At 69.8% G+C, this 21,176-nt stretch carries 6 protein-coding genes and 1 tRNA gene; 5 read left to right on the top strand and 2 right to left on the bottom strand.

Annotation, left to right across the window (positions count from 1 at the left end; all coding sequences use genetic code 11):
- Nucleotides 1-162: 162 nt before the first annotated feature.
- Nucleotides 163-244: transfer RNA gene (locus tag PPSIR1_RS03655), tRNA-Leu, on the bottom strand.
- Between the two features lie 40 nt (nucleotides 245-284).
- Nucleotides 285-1,733, bottom strand: coding sequence for a pyruvate kinase (gene pyk, locus PPSIR1_RS03650; protein WP_053335309.1), 1,449 nt, complete (start codon nucleotides 1,731-1,733; stop codon nucleotides 285-287).
- Between the two features lie 685 nt (nucleotides 1,734-2,418).
- On the opposite strand from pyk, the gene PPSIR1_RS03645 reads away from it, so the two are divergent.
- Genes PPSIR1_RS03645 through PPSIR1_RS03625 form a run of 5 tightly spaced genes read left to right on the top strand, consistent with a single transcriptional unit; the run spans nucleotide 2,419 to nucleotide 21,045 of the window.
- Complete coding sequence (locus PPSIR1_RS03645; protein ID WP_006969632.1) at nucleotides 2,419-2,805, top strand: hypothetical protein; 387 nt, start codon at nucleotides 2,419-2,421, stop codon at nucleotides 2,803-2,805.
- Nucleotides 2,802-13,283 (top strand): DUF6603 domain-containing protein, encoded by a 10,482-nt coding sequence (locus PPSIR1_RS03640; RefSeq protein WP_006969631.1) that lies wholly within the window; start codon nucleotides 2,802-2,804, stop codon nucleotides 13,281-13,283. The genes PPSIR1_RS03645 and PPSIR1_RS03640 overlap by 4 nt, the downstream gene beginning before the upstream one ends.
- The gene (locus tag PPSIR1_RS03635) at nucleotides 13,280-14,911 is read left to right on the top strand and encodes a hypothetical protein (RefSeq protein WP_006969630.1); all 1,632 of its coding nucleotides are present in this window, start codon (nucleotides 13,280-13,282) and stop codon (nucleotides 14,909-14,911) included. The genes PPSIR1_RS03640 and PPSIR1_RS03635 overlap by 4 nt, the downstream gene beginning before the upstream one ends.
- Nucleotides 14,912-14,938: 27 nt before the next feature.
- Entirely contained in the window at nucleotides 14,939-16,207 is a 1,269-nt protein-coding gene (locus tag PPSIR1_RS03630) for a hypothetical protein (protein WP_006969629.1), read from the top strand.
- Complete coding sequence (locus tag PPSIR1_RS03625; protein WP_006969628.1) at nucleotides 16,207-21,045, top strand: OmpH family outer membrane protein; 4,839 nt, start codon at nucleotides 16,207-16,209, stop codon at nucleotides 21,043-21,045. Before PPSIR1_RS03630 ends, PPSIR1_RS03625 begins: the two co-directional genes overlap by 1 nt.
- Nucleotides 21,046-21,176: the final 131 nt, after the last annotated feature.

Here is a 21,176-nt window from a genome sequence, read left to right as displayed (position 1 = left end):
CACCCCCCCCTCACCCCCGCCAAGCCAACGCCCCCTTCAGGGGGCGGCCACATGCCCCCTCGAAGGCACGAACGAGTTTGAGGACCAGCCACCCCCAGTCCCCCCCGCCCACGGGGGCCAAAAAGGAAAAAAGCCCGACCGCATCCGCGGTCGGGCTTTTTGTGCGAAGGGGGGGACTTGAACCCCCACGTCGTAAGACACTAGATCCTTAGTCTAGCGCGTCTACCAATTCCGCCACCTTCGCAAGGCGCTCCGGACTGGAGGACGCGGTTTATAAACCCGACTCAAAGCCCGCGCAAGGTCTCTCCGACTTTATGCAACTTGAGTAAGTTCACCGAGGTGTGCGCCTTGATGGGCCAGCCCAGGGCGATCACCACGCGGTCCCCGCGCTCGAACATCTTGCGGTCCAGGACCCCGTGGTCGAGGTCGATGAAGATGTTCTCGCCGCCAGGGGTGGAGGGCTGGAAGCGGATCGGGATGACCCCCCAGTACAGCGCCAGGGCCTGGAAGGTCGAGGGCTGCGGGGTGAACGCGTAGATCGGCACCTTCGGCCGGTAGTCGCTGACCAGGCGCGCGATGCCGCCGCTGCCCGTGTAGCAGATGATGGCCTTGCAGTCCGGGAGGCTCCGGGAGCTGGTCACCGCCGCCCGAGCGACGGCGTTGGTCGTGTGGCCCAGCTGCATGTCCTTGGGCGGGTCGAGCCAGTAGGTCTCGGTCTTCTCGATGCGCCGGATGATCCGGTCCATGGTCTCGACGGCGCGGATCGGGTACTTGCCGGCCGCGGTCTCGCCCGAGAGCATCACGCAGTCGCTGCCGTCGAGGATGGCGTTGGCGACGTCCGAGGCCTCGGCGCGGGTCGGCCGGGGGTTGCGGATCATCGAGTCGAGCATCTGCGTCGCCGTGATCACCAGCTTGCCGCGCTCGTTGCTGAGCTTGATCAGCTCCTTTTGGATCAGCGGGACCTCCTCCGGCCCCATCTCCACGCCCAGATCGCCGCGGGCGATCATGATGCCGTTGGCGGCGTCGAGGATCTTGGGCAGGTTCTCGGGCTCGAGGGCCTCGGGCTTCTCGATCTTGGCCACGAGCGGGACGGTCCGGCCGACCTCGTTCATGATCTTGCGGCACTCCTCGAGGTCCTCGACCCGGCGCACGAAGGACAGGGCGACGAAGTCGACGCCGAGCTCGAGGGCGAAGCGCAGGTCCTTGGCGTCCTTGTCCGTCAGCGAGGGCAGCAGCAGGTCCGAGTCCGGCAGGTTGACGCCCTTGCGGGCCTTGAGCACGCCGCCGTTGAGCATCTCGGCGTGGACCTCCCCGGCGTTGATCTCGGTGATCCGCGCCTCGAGCTCGCCGTCGTCCATGAGCACGCGCTCGCCGACCTTGGCCTCCTCGTCGAGGGTCGGGTAGTCGATGGTCACGCGCCCCTGGCTGATCTCGGCGGTCGGATCCGTCAAGAACACCAGGGTCTCGCCGGTCTCGAGGGTCATCCCCGGGTCGGGGATCTTCCCAACCCTGATCTTCGGACCCTGGAGGTCGCCGAGCACGGCGACCGGGCGGCGGCGGATCGAGGACTGCTCTCGGACCTTCCCGTAGACCTGGGCGTGGTCCTCGTGGCTCCCGTGGGAGAAATTCAGGCGCACGGCGTCGAGGCCCGCGTCCATGAGCGCCCCGATCATCTCGTCGGAGTTGCTGGCGGGTCCGAGGGTACCGAGGATCTTCGCGCGGCGCAGCTGCATCGCCGGCATCTTGGCACAGCTCGGGGGGTGGGGGGGCCGCGGACACCAGCCTCGCGAATGTGTGACGAGACCCACACGGGAGGGACACACGGCCAGCGGGCCTGTGAAAAAGAGTGCCCGACGATCCAAGAAGATCAGATTTACCGTATCGATTTCCTCTGCAAAGCCAAATTCAGTGCACACATTCAATGAGAACATTTGGTCGGGCTCTTCTGGAGTTCTTTGCTCGCTCCCCGTCGAGGGGTTGGGTTCATGATGATCCATCGATCACTGCACCCCGCTCGAACCCCGGTCGAGCGAAGGGGCCCGCCTGCCCGGAGTTCGCAACCTCCAATAACCCCGCCCCAGCTGGGTTTCGAGACACTTGGGGCGTTCTCGAACTGTGCACCTCGACTGCGGAGTCGCCCTCGCTAACGCCTCGCTAACGCCTCGGCCGAGTCCGCCCAGGGCCCTCCCTGTGACCAGCCGGTAGCGATTCGACTGGTGACGCTCTGTGTTCACGGAGTCGCTACACCGCAACCATTTCGTTGACAGTATTTTGGCCCCAGCGCTAAGGTCGCGCTCCCGTTGCGTTGTCGCAGGAGTCTCCCTCGTCGTGGCTGATATCAACCGTCTGATCCCCGTCAACACCCTGAAGGTGAGCATGCAAAATCGCCTTTGGGCTGGAGGACGTCGGGGCACGAACGTGATCTGGCAAGATCGCGGCTCGTCCGTCGTCGTCTACCCCACCACCCTGCGCATCCGCCTCGACGGCGGCTGGATGATGACCTCCGTGGATCTCGAGACGGATCAAACCGGGCGCGAGACCGTCGAGATGGCCTTCTTCCTCGGGCGCACGAAGCAGGGCGACGGCCTCGTCGCGACCTCCACCCTCGAGGGCGAGGACCCGAGCGGTCTGCGCACGCGCTGGGGCGGCATGGTCCAGACGGCGCTGTGGGAGGGCGTCCTCGATCAGCTCGAGGCCCAGGTCCAGAGCATCCGTCAACAGGGAGGCAAGAACGCCTCCTATCTCGCGGGCTTCCAGGGCAGCTCCAAGGGCCTGCACCTGACCATCACGGAGGCACACTCATGAACGACCTCATCGGACAAGATCAGGGCAACGGCCTGCTCCTCGACCTCGCCAAGGCGCTCGGGATCGTCACCCCCGACGGAGACTTCAACACCGACTGGTTCGGCGACGACGGGGGCAACGGCCCCGGTCAGCACATGATCGACCTGGTCCAGGGCAAGGGCGACGCCAACCACCAGCGCCGCCTCGCCCTGCTCCGCGCCCTCGACCAGCTGTTCGACAGCGGCTCGAGCGAGCTCGACGAGACCCTGTGGTCCCTCGCCCTCGGCGACTCCGGCCTCGATCTATTGATCCGCGCGACCCCCGACGACGCCTCGCCCGGCTCCCTGGAGTTCGTGATCGGCCTCGGCGGCCGGTGGAAGCTGACCCCCGACGAGTCCAAGCCCGTCCTCACCCTCGAGGCGCAGTTCAACCTGCTGGTCGTCGACACCGAGAACGCCGAAGGCTTCGGCAGGAACAAGCGCCTGCGCCTGGCCGACAGCCTCGAGGCCCGGCTCGAGCTCTCGGACATCACCGAGAACGCCCACATCCTCGACGGGGTCGCGCTGGTCGCCAGCTTGCCCTTTTGGGAGCTGGGCGCCGACGGCAGCGAGGAGCACTCCCTGGTCTCCATCCAGCTCCAGGGCATCGGGCCGCGCAACGACAACATCAACTTCAGCTTCGACTCCTCGCCCGAGTGGTCGGAGTTCGAGCAGCCGCTGTTCCGCCTGCTGATGCTCGGCGTGGCCGTGCTCATCGGCCTGATCCCCGACGGCTCCGACGACGCGGCCCGAGCGGCGAAGAACGCCGCGCTGAGCCTGCTCGCGCTCCTGGGCTGGTCCGAGACCGAGGGCAACGGCTACCCGGAGCTGAGCCTCGACGCGCTCATCGCCAACCCCGGCCTGGCCCTGCAGCAGTGGCTCCAAGACATCTGGAGCGACTTCGACAACGCGACCGACGGCACCTTCGAGGCCGACAACAAGGTCCGGCTCTTCCTCGAGCGCCTGGTCGGGACCCTCGCCGCCGACGACGCCCTGACCATCGAGGCCGACGGGCGCTACATCGCCGTCTACCCCGACGCCTGGGCCACCGCCGCGGTGCGCCTCGAGCTGGTGCTGTGGTCGACCACGGACGCCTCGGGGACCGAGCGCCTGCACCTGGGCCTGCGGACCTCGGCCCGGGAGAGCCTGGGCGCCAGCGGCCCGGTGATGATCTTCGAGGCCCTCGCCGACATCGCCTCCTTCCCGCTCTCGGGGCCGCTCTCGGCCAACTTCGCCGGAGAGTTCTGCGTCGACCTGCGCCTGGTCGGGCAGCCGCCCGGCGCCCCCGATGCCCCGACCCCGCCGGCCCTCGACATCAGCGCGGCGCAGCTCGCCGGCGACTCCCGCCTCGCCTTCCTCGGCGCCATGTCGATCGGTGAGGTCGTCGCCGGGGTCAAGCTCGACTACCAGGGCAAGTTCGAGCCCATGCTCGAGCTCCGCGAGCTGATCATCGACAAGGACGACCACGCCCGCACCTGGCCGGTCCTCGACCTGACCAACGGCAACGCGGCCGTCGACGCGGCCGAGGACATGGCGACCCACGCGGTCGCGGCCGTGATCCGCAACAGCTTGAACCTGACCCCCGAGGGCCACGCCATCGCGATCCTCATCGGCCTCGACACCCCCGAGGGCGTCACGGACTACCCCCAGATCGACGCTCAGGAGTTCGTGGGCGGGCCCCTCGACGCCTACGAGGTGTGGATCGGCCGGCTGCTCGCCGACAACGGCGGGACGCCGTGGTTCAAGACCTGGCTCGACACCCTCCAGGGCCTGCTCGACGGCATCGACGGCGACGGCGGCTTCACGGTCCCCGCGATCACCGGCGCGGGCGAGACCGACGACCCCTGGCGCATGGTCATGGCCAGCGGCGAGCCGGGCGACGTCGCCTTCGAGTTCCACATCCTCCCCGACCCCACCGGGGGCCCGATGCGGACCCTCGGCGTCGACCTGGCCGCGAGCTTGAACCCCATCGCCCTCGGCCCCGACGCCGACCCCCTCGCGGCCTTCGAGGCCCGCGCCGTCGCGGGCCTGGTCGAGCTGAGCATCGACGATCCGGCGGCCGACGATCCGGCCGTCGCGGTCCGCCCGGTCCCCGGCGCGTCGGTCTACGCCGCGCTGATCCCCCCCGAGGGCGAGACCCACATCCGCGCGAGCATCGACGGCGAAGCCTCCAACGGCGACCCCGCGAGCGTGGTGTTCGGCATCGAGGCCGCCCGGCTCGTCGCCAGCGTCGACTGGGAGCGCGGCCAAGACCCCGTCCCCGCCTTCGACCTGGTCGATCCCGGCATCGTGATCGCCGACGCCGAGCGCCTCGACCTGCGCGACCTCATGGCCAGCCTCCCGCCCCTGCCCGGCGGCAGCCTGCCCTCGCTGCGCTTCGACGCCACGGCCCTCGGCGGCTCGAGCCCGCTCTCGGGCTTCGGCGTCGGGGCCTTCAGCGGCTCCGGTCTGTCCATCGCCATCGGCGATCTCCCGGACTTCGGGCAGCTGAACTTCAGCCTCGACAACTTCGGCTTCGCGTCCGCCGCGGACGCCCAGTGGGCCGTCGAGCTCGGCGAGTTCATGATGCGCCTGCTGACCCTCGGCGTGCCCAGCTGGGCCCTCGACGGCGACGCGGGCGAGTGGCGCTCGTGGGTCCTCGGCGTGGTCCAGCTCCTCGGCGGTTGGCCGGGCCTCGACCTCGGCACCGCCGCCGGCGCGGCCCTGAGCTGGCCAAGCAGCGACTTCGGCGCGGACTTTGCCTTCGACGTCGCCGCCTTCCGGCGCCTGCTGACCGACCCCCTCGGCGGTCTGAAGCTGCGCTTGGGCCAGCTGTTCACCGTCGACGGCGCCGGCCCGGCCGGCATGGTCCTGCTGTGGCGGTGGTTGCGTGGCGAGATGCCGACCCTCGACGGCGCCCTCGCGCGCCCCGAGGCCCCGGCGGTCACGGGCTCGGGCACCTACGAAGACCCCTGGGCCATCCGCCTCAACGAGGCGCCCGAGGACGCCGAGGACCGCGACTTCCCCGTCGAGCTGATCGTCTGGGTCGACCCGAGCGGCCCCGACGACAGCACCGCCAGCCACGTCGGCTTTGGCCTGCGCCTCGACCTCGCCCCCGACTCGGTCCAGCCGCCGGCCAAGCTCACCGAGGACGGCGGAGAGGTCCAGTACGAGTTCGACACCTACTTCCGGGCGGACCTGTTCACCGTCGACGTCAGCGAGGTCACCGAGAACGCGGGCACGGCCCGGGTGACGCCCGCCCTGTCCCTCGAGGCCGAGCTGCGCCACGCCGCGCGCGACGACGACACGACCATCGAGGAAGGCGTCGGCTGGCTGCTGCTCACCGACGCCTCCGCCGTCCACCTGCGCGCCATCGAGCTGGGCCTGCGCTGGAACCCCACCGACGGCTTCGACCCCTACTTCGAGCTCATCGACGCGGGCTTCCAGGACAGCATCGGCGCCCCGGCCACGACGGCCAGCCTCAGCGGCTTGCTCGCGCTGAGCGTCGGCGGCGTCGTCCTCGACACCCTCGCCCAGGAGGGCGGCCCCCTCGCCGACGACTCCTTCGCGCCCCTGATGACCATCCTCGAGTGCCTCGGGGTGGTCGTGGCCGAGGGCGAAGGCTTCGGCTTCCTCGCCGAGCCCATGGTCCGGCTGATCGAGGATCCGGGCGCCTACATGGCCGAGCGCTTTTGGGACGAGGGCGTCGGCGTGCCCCGCCTGCGCCCGCTCCAGTCCGGCTTCGAGGCCGTCGGCTTCACCGTCCACGACGGCGGCGCGTGGCAGGTCGAGGTGCCCCTGGGCAACCAGGTGCTCTACCTCGACGAGGACGGCACCTTGCGCGTCAGCATCGACGAGGCCGTCGCGGACACCGTCGACATCGGCGTCGTCGCCAGCTTCAACCCCTTCTCCGGCCAGACCCAGGGCGTGCTGACCACCCGCGTCGGCTCGGCGCCCCTCGAGCTCGTCGCGACCTGGTCCGACCCCGACGGCTACGGCAACTCGGACGATACCGTGTTCGAGCTGGGCATCCACCCGCGCCCGGGCACCCTCGAGGCCGACGGCGAGGCCCTCGTCACCGACATGGAGAACCTCTTCGGAGGCCCGCTGATCCTCTACCCGGTCGCGGACGCCGGCTTGCTCGGCGAGCGCATCCTGACCATCGGCTACCGCCTCGCCATCGAGGCCGCCGTCGCCGCCCTGTTCGGCGCCTTCGTCGAGCCCCACCTCAGCGCCCAGGCCCGCCAGAACCTCGAAGACTTCGGCATCCTCGACGAGGGCGGCCGCCACCCCAACCCCCTGTGGGAGCTGTTCGACGACCCCGTCGGCAAGATCCTCGGCAAGCTGCGCGAGCTCGAGGGCGTGTTCCCCATCGCCGACGGCTGGGAGATCTTCGCGGGCACCGTCGCCGACGGCCGCCGCATCTTGATGCTGCAGTCCGGGGACATCGCCGTCGACGTCGGCGGCCAGCCCAAGCTCGGCCTCAACTTCGGCCTGGGGGTCAACACCGAGAACTGGGACCCCCACGTCGACATCGACCTCGACTTCCAGCTCGACGAGGCCACGACCGTCGAGCTCGACTTTGGGCTCACGGGCCCGGTCCCGAGCCTCACGGTCTGCGGCATCCAGCTGCTGCCGACCTTCACCGGCTTCAGCAGCGTCAGCTCGGCCATCAACCTGCTGCTGCCCGCGGCCCTCGCCGGCATCCTCCAGGGCCTGCACGACGCGGGCGGAGACGCGGCCACGGCGGCCGGCGTCATCGAGGGCCTGTTCGACGACCCCGCCCCCAACCTGGCCGCGCGCTACGACGCGATCGAGGCCTTCGTCGGCGGCCTGATCGCGCAGGTCGAGACCCCCAACATCGGCTGGTTCGAGACCGAGGCCGACTCGCTGCTCAGCTTGCTCGAGGGCTGCCTCGGGCTGCTCAGCGGCCACGGCGTGAACACCCGGCGCTTCGGCCCCGCGAGCCCCAGCGACTGGACCCAGGCTCCCCCCGAGAACGAAAGCGGCACGCGGACCTACGTCTGGATCACCGGCATCCCGGTCGCCATCGTGGTCGGCTGGGACCCCAACGACTCCCAGTTCGGCATCTGGATGACCGCCCACGGCGACGCCGACTTCGGCTACGTCGCCATCGCCAAGGAGTCCATCGCCGGCGGCTACGTCGGCGCGGGCATGAACGCCGGGGGCGAGTGCACCCTGGGCCTGAGCGGGCGCATCCCCGACCCCGTCAACCTCGAGCCCACCGTGCTGTTCAGGGCCGACAGCGCCGGCCTGCTCGAGCTCGACGTCGTGCTGCGCCCGACCCCCGATCGCCCCGAGGACGCGGAGCCAGCCACCGTCGAGACCGAGGGCGCGGTGGTCTTCCGCGTCCTGCCGGACTTCTCCGTCGACGCCGACGACGACGCCATCAAGGGCCTGCTGACCGAGGTCGGCCTGCCCATCCTCGACGCCATCCTCGACGCGGCCGGGCTCCAGCGCGACCAGACCGTGTTCGACATCGACGGGACACGCATCACCGTCGAGCACATGCTCTACGCCTCGGCCGGGCTCATGGCCCTCGCCGGCGGCATCGCCTACTTCGTCATCGACACCGACGGCGCCCTCGGCACCTTGATGGGCTACATCGGCGACATCACCGACGCCATCGACGGGGCCACGGGCTACGACATCTTCTTCATCGAGACCGTCGACGGCGGCAAGCGCCTGGGCGTGCAGATGCCCGACATCGCGCCGCCGCAGCTGGTCGCGGACCCCAAGGTCGAGCTGCTGATCGGCACGCCCGAGGAGCGCCCGCGGGTCCCGCTGCTGTTCATCCCCGACAGCAACCCCGCAGACACGCACTTCGACGTGGGCATCGGCCTGCGCAACATCGGCCTGCGCGTCGGCGGCTCCGGGGGCAAGCCCCTGCTCGACGCCGGCATCACCCTCGGCTCGGTCCAGGCGACCTTCGACTTCGACATCGGCCCGGGCGAGTGGACCACGAGCAACCTCGGCTACGGCTTCGGGCTCGGCCTCAACAACATCGGCCTGCCCTTCGGTCAGGCCAGCTCGGACAGCGACCCGGTCGCCGGCTCGCTGATGAGCGAGGGCGCCGACAACCCGGGCATCGACATCGAGGTCAGCTGGGACAAGCCCGCCGGGAGCTCCGAGGGCGCGTTCCAGTTCCGCTTCCCGCAGTCCAACGCCCCGGACGGCGGCCGCCTCGAGCTGCCCATGGACATGCAGTTCGGGCCCCTCGAGCTCACGGCCCTGACCGTGGCCGCGGCCGCCGGCGCGATCGCAACCAACGAGCTCGCCGGCGAGACCATCGACTTCACCTTCGACGGCAGCTTCGGCCTCGGCCCGCTGCAGATCACCGTCGACGACTTCGGCCTGGCGATCCCGCCCAACAGCCTCGCCAAGCCCGAGACCTGGAGCATCACCCTCAGCGGGCTCGCGGTCGAGTTCGACCAGGATCCGGTCCAGATCTCCGCCGGCCTGCTCAAGAAGGAGACGACCTGGGACCACGACAACGACGCGGGCACGCCCAAGGTCGCGATCACCGAGTACAACGGCTTCGCCAGCGTCCGCGTCGGGACCTTCGAGATCGCCGCGGTCGGCTCCTACGCCTCCCTCGACGACGGCGACGCCTCGCTGTTCATCTTCGCGCTGATCCCCGTGCCCCTCGGCGGCCCCCCGATGTTCTTCATCGAGGGCCTCGCGGGCGGCTTCGGCTACAACCGCGGGTTCCGGACGCCGCGCATCGACGAGGTCGCCACGCACCCGCTGATGGCCGCGCTCGCGGGCAGCGGCGACGTCCTCGACGTGCTCGACAGCGTGTCCTCGCACATGCCGATCAAGCGCGGCTCGTACTGGTTCGCCGCCGGGATCAAGTTCAGCTCCTTCGTGTTCATCAAGGGCGCGGCGCTGCTCTACATCCTGTTCGACCAGGGCTTCGAGTTCGGCCTCCTCGGCCAGGCCTCGATCAAGCTGCCGACGGCCTCGAACGCGGTGCTGTCCGTGGGCCTGGTGCTGTCCGTAGGCTTCACCACCCGCGGCTCGGCCGGGCCGATGCTGTGGGCCGAGGCCCAGCTGACCGAGGACTCGTGGGTCCTGCACAAGGACATCCGCCTGACCGGCGGCTTCGCGCTGCGCTCGTGGTTCAACACCGGCGAGACCGTGCTCTCGATCGGCGGCTACCACCCCGCCTTCGTCCCGCCGGAGCAGTACGACTACCCGGTGGTCCCGCGCATCGGCCTGCGCTGGAAGATCAGCGACGCGGTCTCGATCAAGGGTGAGTGCTACTTCGCCATCACCCCGCGCGAGGCGATGACCGGCGGGCTCATCGAGGTCGTCGGCAAGTTCGGCCCGGTCAAGGCCTGGCTCAGCGCCGGCTTCGACATCCTGATCGGCTGGGATCCCTTCTACTACGACCTGCGCATGCACATCTCGATCGGCTTCGAGGTCGATCTGTGGTTCGCCAAGATCCGGATGAGCGTCGGCGTGCAGCTGTTCATCAAGGGCCCGGAGATGTCGGGCAAGGCGATCATCGACCTGGCGATCGTCTCGTTCACGGTCAAGTTCGGCGCCAGCCGGGCGCCGGTCCAGGCCCCGGCCTCGATCAAGAGCTTCGCCCTCACCCAGCTCGCGCTGCCCAACGTCAGCGGGGGCGCGGACGGCCCGATCCGCTCGACCCGGGGCAAGGAGGACGGCGCCGACGAGGAGACCAGCCCGATCGAGTTCACCATCTCCAAGGGGGTGATCACCGACGGGCGTGCCGAGGACGCCATCCCGGCCATCGGCCCCGAGGCGACCTTCCTGATCCGCAGCACCATGCCCTTCAACGAGGCGGCGCAGGTCAACATGCGGAGCAACGGGGCCAACCTGGTCGTCCAGGACTTCTCGCCGAGCCCGAAAGCCAGCGACGCCGACACCGGCAGCGACAACAACCCGGACCTGCCCGAGGACACCGAGCACCCCGACACCATCCGCATCGACCTGCTCCCGACCGACACCTACTCGGTCACCTCGCGGCTCGAGTTCGAGTTCAAGCACACCAACGGCAGCCACGCCCAGGGCCTGCGGATCACGGCCAAGCGCTCCCCGCTGCCCAAGGCGATGTTCGCCGGCCGGGCCGCGCCCCACGACATCGACGACGCCCACCTCAAGCCCGACGACGGCGAGGGCAGCACCGTCATGCTCCCCGACCACTTCGAGATCGTCGCGGAGCCGGCCTTCCAGGAGGTCTCGACCCTCTCGGCCTACGACAAGGAGATGGCCGAGTACGACCACCACTTGCCCCTCGGCTCGAGCGGCTCGTGGGGCAACAAGGTCGACAAGAGCAAGCTGCAAGAGCAGTTCACGAGCGCCGCCCAGGCGGACGACTACCGCGTCCAGGGCCTGTCCCTGGCCCGCCAAAAGAACGCCGCCGGCCTGGCCGTGGGGACCTCTGCGAGCAGCTACCTCAGCGCCATGCAGAGCCCCCAGGACGCCCTGAACTCGACGATCAAGCGGTCGAAGGGCTCGGGCTCGAGCGCGGGCTCCGTGGTCCAGGGCAAGATCTGGGAGGCGGCGTGGAAGTACCGCGCGACCCTCGAGGTCGTCGGCGCGGTGTTCCCGGCCTACTCGGGCGTGACCAAGACCTCCGCCCTGACCCAGACCAGCACCCGGGGCATCCGCTCGGCCGCGCGCGCGGCTCGGGTCATGGCTCCGATGACGAGCGAGCGCGAGAGCTTCATGGTCGGCGTCCGCCTGCGCAACGTCGGCCGCGGGCCCAAGCAAGAGCTCGTCCGCGGCGTCGGGCGCAGCTTCCACCGCGACCGCGTCAGCGAGCGCAACCGCAAGGCGATGCTCGACCAGACCCGCGCGCTCGTCGGCAAGGACCCGCGCAAGCGCGACGGGGCGCGGCTCAACGCCGGCATGACCCAGGTCTTCGACGTCCCCGATGACGGCCTGCCCAAGCGCGGCGGCAAGCGCATGCGCCTGCGCATGAAGGGGACCCAGGCCGGCCGCCTGCTGTGCCTCGCCCGGGACGGGACGGTCCTCCAGGACCTCGAGTACGGCCCCGGTCAGCAGGCCATCGACCTGCCCGGCGGGACCAAGCGCGTCGTCGCGGCGGGGCTCGGCAAGCCCGAGGCCTTCCGCAAGCAGGCGAAGCAAGCCGGCAAGCCCACGACGCCGAGCAAGCCTGCCAAGCCCAGCAAGCCCGGCGCCTCCATCCCGCAAAAGCCCCAGAAGCCTGGCGCCTCCATCCCGCAAAAGCCCCAGAAGCCTGGCGCTTCCATCCCGCAAAAGCCCCAGAAGCCTGGCGCTTCCATCCCGCAAAAGCCCCAGAAGCCTGGCGCTTCCATCCCGCAAAAGCCCCAGAAGCCTGGCGCTTCCATCCCGCAAAAGCCCGGGGCCTCCATCCCGCAAAAGCCTGGGATGAGCACGCCGCAAAAGACGCCTCAGAAGCCGGCGGCCCAAAAGCCCGCGGCCAAGAAACCCGCGGCGCAGATGCCCGCGGCCAAGAAACCCGCGGCGCAGATGCCCGCGGCCAAGAAACCTGCGGCGCAGATGCCCGCGGCCAAGAAGCCCGCGGCGTCCATCCCCATGCGTCCTGGCGGGGGGCTGAGTCCCCAGCAGATGGCGCGCATCTTCGCCGCCCAAAACCGCGGCAAGATGATGCGCCCCGGCGCCGGCATGAAGCTGCTCGGCGGCTCCAAGCTGAGCTCGGCCAAGTCCGCCAAGGCGGCGACCCAGGCCGCGATGCTCCACAACCCGCGCTCGCAGCTGGCCAACCTCCAGGGCGCGAAGCTCATGGCGAACGACCCGCGCAGGGCCGCGATGCTGGCCGAGCTCGCCCGCAAGCAGCAGCTCGCCGCCACGGTGCAAGGGAACCTGGCCAACGCCGCGGCGCAAAAGCAAAAGCCCATCAACCTCGGGCTGCCTCGCGGCCGCGGCCAGGGCATCTTCACCAGCCGCTACGCGCGGCGGGACGTCGCCACCGTCGGCTTTGACGAGGGCTCGCGCCTGGTCCGAGTCACCGGCCGGACCTTCCTCGCGCGCGGCTCCACGGTCCAGATCCTCGACGGCACGCCGCGCCTCGAGGCCCTGCAGGCCGGGCAGGCTCGCAAGCTCCTGCACGCGGCCAAGCGGGTGCGGGTGACCATGCCCGCCTCGGCGACCACGCTGATCGTGCTGAGCACGAGCTCCCTGACCGGCCACAGCCGGCTCAGCGACGGCATCCGCGTCGAGGCCGAGGGCGCGAAGCTGGGCAAGGCTCAGCTCGTGCTCATGCCCGGACAGGGCGCCCTGGTGTTCCCCGTCCAGACCAAGTCCGACTACAGCGTCGACATCACCATCGCCCGCGGCTTCCGCATCTTCGGAGTCGTCGGCGGTCCTGGAAACAACCGCGAGTGGGCCCAACGGCTCGCCTCCATGGGCGAGTGGGACATCGTCGAAGACGGCCCCCTCTCGTCCACGGGCACCACCCACATCCGCCTGGAGGTCCTGAAGTGAGCGAAGAAAACCCCAACCAGCCCCTCGATCGCGGCGAGATCCAGCTGTTCGAGAGCGCGATCCCGGACCTGCAAGCGGGCAAGTACACCGCGAAGATCGAGCAGGTCGTCGAGAGCATCACCGACACCAAGCTGATCACCCTCGCGGACGAGTTCGAGTTCGAGGTCGTCGGCCCGCGCTACCGCCTGTCTCCCCGGGACGTGCTCGGCGTGTTCCCGGCCGCCGGCGCCAAGGAGGCCAGCAACCTCCGCATCCCCCACATCGCGCTGCGCCGGCGGACCCTGCCCTGGGAGCGCCGGGTGCCCAAGGGCGTCGACGACGATCCGTGGATGATGCTGCTCCTGCTCGAGGTCCCCGAGCAAGACTACGACCCCAACGCCGACAAGCCGAGCCTGGCCCTCGAGTTCGGCTCGCAGCTCGTGCGCAACCACAACTTCCCCGGGGGTCGGGGCGACGTGCTGAAGATCAGCGGCACCGCGCTCCGGCGCATCGCCCCCAAGCGGAGCGAGCGCAGGCTGCTGACCCACGTCCGCCGAGTCAGCCTCAAGGACACCGAGGGTGAGTTCGCGGGCGACGACGACGGCTACGTCTCCATGGTCCTCGGCAACCGCCTGCCCCGGGTCGGGCTCAACTACGTCGCGGCCCTGGTCAGCATCGAGTTCGCGGGCAAGGAGAACACCGCCTCGGCGAACGGCGCGACGAACAACGACTGGGGCCTCGAGACCACCTACGAGCTCCCGGTGCTCCACTACTGGAAGTACAAGACCGCAGATCTGGGCGGCGACTTCCAGGCCTGGGCCCAGGCGCTGCACTACAACGGCGGCGTCCACCTGCTCGGCCAGATCCCCAACGAGGACCAGGCCGCCGCCGGCCCCGAGACCGACGGCCTCGGCGGCGTGAGCCTCGACCACCGCGAGCGCGACGGCCAGCCCGAGCGCGGCCACTACCACGGCCCCGCCCTCGCCGTGCCCATGCACCGCTCGGACGAGATCATCGTCAACGCCGACGCGGCCCGGGCCATCGTCGGCGGCAAGTACGACGTCAGCTACGCCGCCGCCTTCGAGCTCGGCCGGCTGCTGGCGATGAGCGACCGCGGCATCCTCCAGGCGCTCATCGCCTTCCGCCGCTCCCAGTTCACCATCGAGCGCGAGAGCCTGTTCCTGCCCCAGGCCCTGCCCGTGAAGGACTTCATCGAGCAGATGCCGCACAAGCTCGAGGAGCTGCTCGCCAAGATCAACGGCGACTGGGTGATGCAGCGCATCCTCAGCAAGCAGGACATCCTCATCAACCCCGTGCGCGACATGATCAGCCTCGAGCACGGCTTCCACCACGACCCCTCGGGCCTGATGCACGAGCTCGCGGGGCTCGAGGGCATGGGCTTCGATCGCTTCGAGGCCCTGGGCCTCGAGGGCCTGCACGAGTCCATGCACATCCCCGGGCTGCCCGGGCACGCCAACCACGAAGGCCTCGGCGGCCTCGGCGGCCTCGACTTCGAACACCAGCTCGAGTTCGAGAACATGGTCGACATCGTCGGGGGCAACTTCCTCGACGCCAACGTTCACGTCATCGAGGGGGCCATGGGTAGCCTCGTCATGGCCAACGACATGGCGATGCTGGACAAGCCCTGACCTCCACCCAACCGCGGGACGACTACCATGGCCAAGAACGACTTCTACATCGACGCCACCACGGTGCTGACCACGCTCAAGGACAACCGGGCTCCGGCTGGCTCCCTGGCGCGCTCGAACATCGCTGCGATCGGTCAGAACACCACACGCAAGGTCCGCGAGCTCGACGACGACCTGCGCAACTGGCTGCTCGGGCTCCAGCTGCTCGAGCGCGTGCCCTTCCACTACATCGTGCCCGACGCCCGCATGCTCCCCCCGGAGAGCGTGCGGATGTTCTACATCGACCGGACCTGGACCGATCGCCTGGTCCAGGGCGCGATCTCGGCAGGCGCCGTCAGCAACGGCGAGCTCAAGCTGACCATGGAGGCCGCCGTCGGCATCCGCAACCAGCTCGACAAACACGGCGGCCAGGGCGACCAGGTCACCGGCATGCTGCTGCGCTCGATCCTGGTCCGCCGCTGGCCCCGGATGGAGATCCGGGCCTTCCGCAACAAGCAGCGCCTGACCAACCTGAGGGTCGCGCGGATCTCCGAGGGCATCCTGCTGGTGCTGTGGCACGGCGTCCCCAACCTCGTCGAGATCGAGGAGCCCAAGCACGGCGTCCAGTTCGGCATCAACGCCGACCCCTCGCTGCCCGCTCCGACCCGCGAGGACCCCTACGCCGGCGGCTACGTCGAGCCCCGCGATCCCGACACCGGGGACACCACGACCCTGCGCGACGCGGAGCCCCGCGCCAACGTGATGTGGCGCGTGCCCCCGGCCACGCTCATGTCCAAGGTCGAGATCGACCGCGATCGCTTCATGCACCTGGTCAAGACCAAGAAGAAGGACACCGTCGCGCACGACAACGTCCTCGACATCGACGCCCTCGCCCGCCAGCTCGCCGCGGACTTCGAGGTCCCCTCCTCGGTCAACGAGAACAAGGTCCCGGCCTCGGTCGATGAGCACATCGACTCTCGCTACATGGCCATGGCCCTGCAGCAGTTCCCCTTCGTCCAGCCCTTCCGCTCGGACGCGAGGGCCAGCACGGACGAGCGCGAGCACTACCCGCCGCTGCCGCCCAAGCCCAAGGACCACACCATGTCGAAGGGCCTCATCGCCGTCATGCCCCTGCTCAAGACCTACTTCGACAACCCCACGGACGAAGAGGTCCAGATCAAGTTCATGGCCAAGCCGCAAGCTGACGTGGCCGTCGCCGCGCAGCTCGCCCTCCAGGGCGGCCTGAACGCGATCAGCGCGACCACGGCGATGCTCCTGGCAGCCAACAAAGACGACAACGACGGAGAAGACAGCTGATGGCCAAGGCGCTCAAGGTCCCCATTCACCTGGACGCGCTGCTGATCGAGCAGCGCTCCTCCCAGGGCTTCGCCCCGGCCTTCCGCGTGTCCGACCAGGGCAAGCTGTTCCAGGTCGACAGCAACGGCCTCGCCCCCGGCGTGCACCTGCACTGGGCCCTGCCCGACGCCCTCACCCAGGCGCACGAGAGCATCGACGGCTCGCGCACGGAGTTCATCGGCGTCCCCGATCTGTGGCTGGTGTTCCGCTACCTCCCGCCCAAGGCCAACCAAAAGCGCAAGCTCGTGGTCTGGGCCATCGACTCGGTGTCCGGCGCTCGCTACCTGCTCCAGGGCCCCAACACCGCGCCGCGGAGCTCGACCAAGAAGAGCCAGGTCGTCCGCCCCAACGTCCACGCTGGCGGCAAGCGTGCGCCGCTCTCGGCCGACCAGCGCACCGCCCTGCTCGCCCTCAGCAGCGACCAAGAGCAGAGCAAGGTCCAGCTCAGCGGACAGCAGCACCAGCTGATCAACCTCGCCAACAACCGGAACTGGCAGATCTCCGCGGGCCACCAGACCGTGCTCGAGCAGCTGCTCGAGAACTTCAACCCGCTGTGGTCGCTCGGGACCCCCGTCGGGGACCTCCAAGAGGTCCTCACCAAGCGCGACGAGGTCCCCCACCGGCTCACGGCCGCGGGCTTCCAGGCCGCGGACGGCAGCTTCCCGGAGCCCGAGCCCCACGAGCCCGCCCCCGGCCCGGCGTGGGCGGCCTACTACCCCAACGCCCGCAACCGCTTCGGCATGCACGATCCGCTCTCGGATCTGAAAGACGGCGAGGGCCCCGTGTCCTACCTGGTCGTGGGCTACTACCTCGACGCCGAGGACGACCCCCTCAACACCAGCAGCTCCCTCAAGCGCGACCAGTTCATCCGCGCGTGCAACTGGGACTACCCCATCCCCAAGTCCCCCCGGACCGTCCCGTGGGTGTTCGAGACGACCCCGCGCATCCGGGACTTCGACCACTACACCGAACGCATCAACCGGATCCTCGACGAGATCACGCCGGACGAGCTGTTTGAGGAGATCTTCCACGGCACGACGCCCGGCGTCGATCCGCGGGTCACCACGCCCGAGACGCTCCCGGGCGACATCCTCGACGAGTTCCCCGAGCTGCCCACGGACGTCGTCACCCAGCCGGACCACGGCGCTCGCTCGCGCCAGCCCGACTTCGTGCGCATCGGCGCCGAGACCCACGAGCTGGCCGTGGGCCAGGGCCGGGTGCTGACCGAGCACATCCTCTCGAACCACCTCCAGTCGAACCACCTCCAGGCGGGCATCCACGACGCCCACCTCGCGGGCAAGCAAGTCCGCGGCGGGCCGCGGCTGCTCGGCGGCAAGCCGACCATGGCCAACAAGGCCGCCAGCGCCCAGCTGCGCGGCGGCAACCAGGCCGACATCCTGCGCAAGCGCCAGGCCCTGCTCCGGCGTCAACAGCTGCTGCGCAAGCAGCAGACCCTCCGCAATCAGCAGGCCCTCCGCAACCAGCAGCTGCGCAAGCAGCAAGAGCTCGCCAAAAAGCAGGCGCTCGGCGAGAAGCAAGCGCTCGCCAACGAGCAGGAGCTCGCCAAAAAGCAGGAGCTGAGCAAGCAGCAAGAGCTGCGCAAGCAGCAAGAGCTCGCAAAAAAACAGGGCTCGCTCAACCCGGGCGGCGGCTTCCCGCGCAAGGGCGCCGGCACCAACGCGGCCGCCCTCGAGCACAAGGCCAACCGAACCATGGCCAGCGGCACGCGCACGGCCGCCCTCGCCAACGTCATCGACACCAAGACCAGCATCCTGCGGACCACTGGCGTCGACTCCCGGGAGCTGCTCGGGCAGGTGTCCGAGCTGGACATCCAGCTCGAGCGAGCCCCCAACGTCATCGACATCCTCGTCGGCTCGCTCGGGGCCCGGCACAGCGCCCCGAACCGAATCGTATGCCACGGCGCGGTCCTCGGCGTGCCCGTCAAGGGCAGCGACGGAGGCATCTACACCGGCGCGAGCAAGGGCATCTGGGAGAACAAGTCCGCCGAGACCGTCCTCGGCACGACCTACGCCGCGACCGTGGCCGATCTGCTCGGCCGTGACCAGAGCAGCTCGGCCCGCGCCGTGCTCGAGCTGCTCCACTCGGGGCAGCAGCACCGCGTGGGCACGACCTCGGGGGCCGAGCGCGCGCCCCAGCTGCTCCACCAAGAGAGCTTCTTCGCCGAGCACAACCCCGACGAAGCTCCGCGCACCCAAGCGGTGATGCTCGTCCCCGCCGTGCTCGAAGACGGCGCGACCGCGTCGATCGACGACGACGCCGATCTCCCAGGCAAGGCGGTCACGCGCAGCGCCTTCGACAACAGCTGGGCCGCGAAGATCGACGGCGGCGAGGTCGACATCGTCGAGATGCGGCCCACCTCCGACGGTCGCGTCGCGCTGCGCTGGCTGATGACCAAGCGGACCAGCCAGGTCCGCCGGACCTCCACCCTGGCGGAGGTCCCGAACTGGGGCCAGCGCAAGGTCCGGATCGTCCAGGACCCGAAGATCCGCTGGTGGGCGCCCGCCGACCCCGTGGTGCTGATCAAGGGCCCGCGCCGCAACGTCCGCCACGGCTACGACGGCCGCTTCGACGGCGACGGGAAGCTGCGCTGCCGGCTCAGCTCCCAGACCGTCAGCTCGAGCGGCCTGTCGGCCAAGCTCTACCCGCCGCCCTCGCCCCAAAACGAGGACAACTCGACCATCCAGGACGTCGAGGCCGCGGACCTCGTCGACCTCGGCGACTTCCTCGAGGACGTCGACGACTCCCTGCGCGCGACGGTGCGCGAGCTCGTGCTGGAGACGGCGCTGCTCGACCCGACCAACAAGCAGCGCATGGCCCGGCTGTGGACCGACAACACCAAGCGCTGGGACGAGGCGGCCAACGCCTTCGAGACCCAGTGCGAGATGTGGCGGGCGATCCACGCCCCCGACATCGACGAAGAGGCCGAGGGCAGCATCAACGCCGAGCTCGAGTTCGGCGGCGAGCTGCCCAGCGCCCTCGCCCTCAAGTTCTCGGGCGAGTTCTCCCACAACGGCGAGGAGCACGACGTCGGCGAGGACGTCTGGTCGCCGATCATGGTCGAGTACGAGGCGCACTTTTGGCCGGCCGCCAACCTCGACGGCGTGCTGACCACCAAGTGGGAGCTCGGCAACGTCGAGCACCAGCCGGGCCTCCACCCCGTCACCAAAGAGCGCATCAACGTGTTCTCGGGCGCCCCGTCCAGCCCGCGCGTGTACCGGGGGCGCACCTTCCCGACCCCCGCGGCCATCGAGAGCCTCGCCGACTCGATCAAGACCGCCGCCAAGGAGGCCAGCGCGACGCTCCAGAACAAGGCCAAGAGCATCGCCGCCGACCTCGAGCGCCTCGACATCCTGGGCTTCTCGATCCCCAACATCGACGAGGACGGCGCGGCCGAGGCCTTCCACGCCGGCAAGCTCGAGCTGCGCAAGATCCGGGTCATCGACACCTTCGGCCAGACCCGCACGCTGACCCAGCGCTCCGTCGCCAAGGACGAGCGGACCTCGGACACGAAGAACGCCAGCGGCCCCAACCAGCGCCTGTTCATCCGCCCCCGCATCCCCCACCTCGCCAAGCTGCACTTTCGCTTCATGGACGCGCGCAGCGAGGCCGCCCTCCGCGACGAACGCGAGGCGCGGCCGTGGCTGACACCGGTGTGCGGCTACCTGCTGCCGGACCACGTCGAGCACGCCATCGAGGTGTTCGACAACCGGGGCAAGGCCCTGGGCCAGCTGCGCCACGCCGAGCAGTCCCTCGAGGACGCCAACGACCCCGCCAAGCCCAAGCTCGAGTTGCGCTGGGATCCGGCCCCGGGCGTCGAGGCCCGGCTCGGCGCGGCGGCCACGGCCATCGAGAACCCGACGCTGCGCGGCGTCGTCCAGGGCATCCTCGACTACAACGCCGACGCCATCGCGGCGAAGATGGAGGCCGAGACCGGCGAGGCCGCGTCGCGTCCGCTGCCCCGGGAGAGCGCCCTGTCGGCGCTGATCCGGGCCATCGACACGGTCCAGGACACCGTCGACAGCCGGGTCGGGCGCAACGAGTTCGTCTCGACCCTGGTCGGCCGCCCCGTGGCGGTCGTCCGCGCCCAGCTGCGCGTCAACGTCCGCGCCCGCGAGCCCGAGCACACCGTGCACACGCCCCGGGGCATCGAGGCGCGCCTGGGCAGCATCACCCAGGCCGACGACGGCCTGTTCGGCTACTTCTCGAGCGACCCCGGCGAGGACAGCGGGGCCATCAACTTCCACCGCTTCTTCCCGCCCGACAAGGACGTGAAGTCAAACGCGTGGCAGCACATCGACGACGACCTCGGGGACCTCCCCGACGATCAGGACCGCAGCCGGCCCATCGACCACCCCTACGTCGACCCCGACGCCACCGTCGACCTGCCCCTGGGCAACACCGTCGAGCTGGCCCTGCTCATGGACCCGCAAGCCGGCGTGCACGCGGCCACGGGCCTGCTCCCGCGCAAGCGGCTGATGCTCGACCGCACCCAGTACGAGGAGGCCCTCGGCAACATCGCGCCGACCTTCAAGGTCGGGCCGGTGCTCCTCGACCCCAAGACCAAGGCCATGCCCGTGCCCGGCCTCGAGCGCTTCGACTGGGTCTGGACCCGACGCGAGCGCCCGGCCGCCGGCGCCGACGGCTGGTCGATCACCGAGGTCGGCACCCTGCCCGACACCGCCGTGCTGCCGACCGAGCCCCTGCAGATCCACGAGGGGTGGCTGCGCCTGATGCTCGACGAGGAGCGCCCCAAGGACGACGAGGACGCGGCCGAGTGAGCCCGCGTTCGTGATCTCGATCGCCGCGGGTCGAGAAAGTTCTGAACCAAACAAAGGCCCCGGAGTCGCGCCGCGCTCCGGGGCCTTCGCGTCGCGCCCTTCGGATCACGATCGGGGGAAGCCCTCCTGAA

It is taken from the genome of Plesiocystis pacifica SIR-1 (assembly GCF_000170895.1).
GTDB lineage: Bacteria > Myxococcota_A > Polyangia > Nannocystales > Nannocystaceae > Plesiocystis > Plesiocystis pacifica.
Note: the sequence above shows the minus strand (reverse complement) of the source record. Positions and strands in the feature narration are given on the sequence as shown.

What these genes read in the sequence shown, in the direction of transcription:
- pyk (WP_053335309.1), bottom strand. Translation starts at nt 1,733, where the DNA reads ATGCAGCTGCGCCGCGCGAAGATCCTCGGTACCCTCGGACCCGCCAGC.
- PPSIR1_RS03630 (WP_006969629.1), top strand. Translation starts at nt 14,939, where the DNA reads ATGGCCAAGAACGACTTCTACATCGACGCCACCACGGTGCTGACCACG.
- PPSIR1_RS03625 (WP_006969628.1), top strand. Translation starts at nt 16,207, where the DNA reads ATGGCCAAGGCGCTCAAGGTCCCCATTCACCTGGACGCGCTGCTGATC.
- PPSIR1_RS03640 (WP_006969631.1), top strand. Translation starts at nt 2,802, where the DNA reads ATGAACGACCTCATCGGACAAGATCAGGGCAACGGCCTGCTCCTCGAC.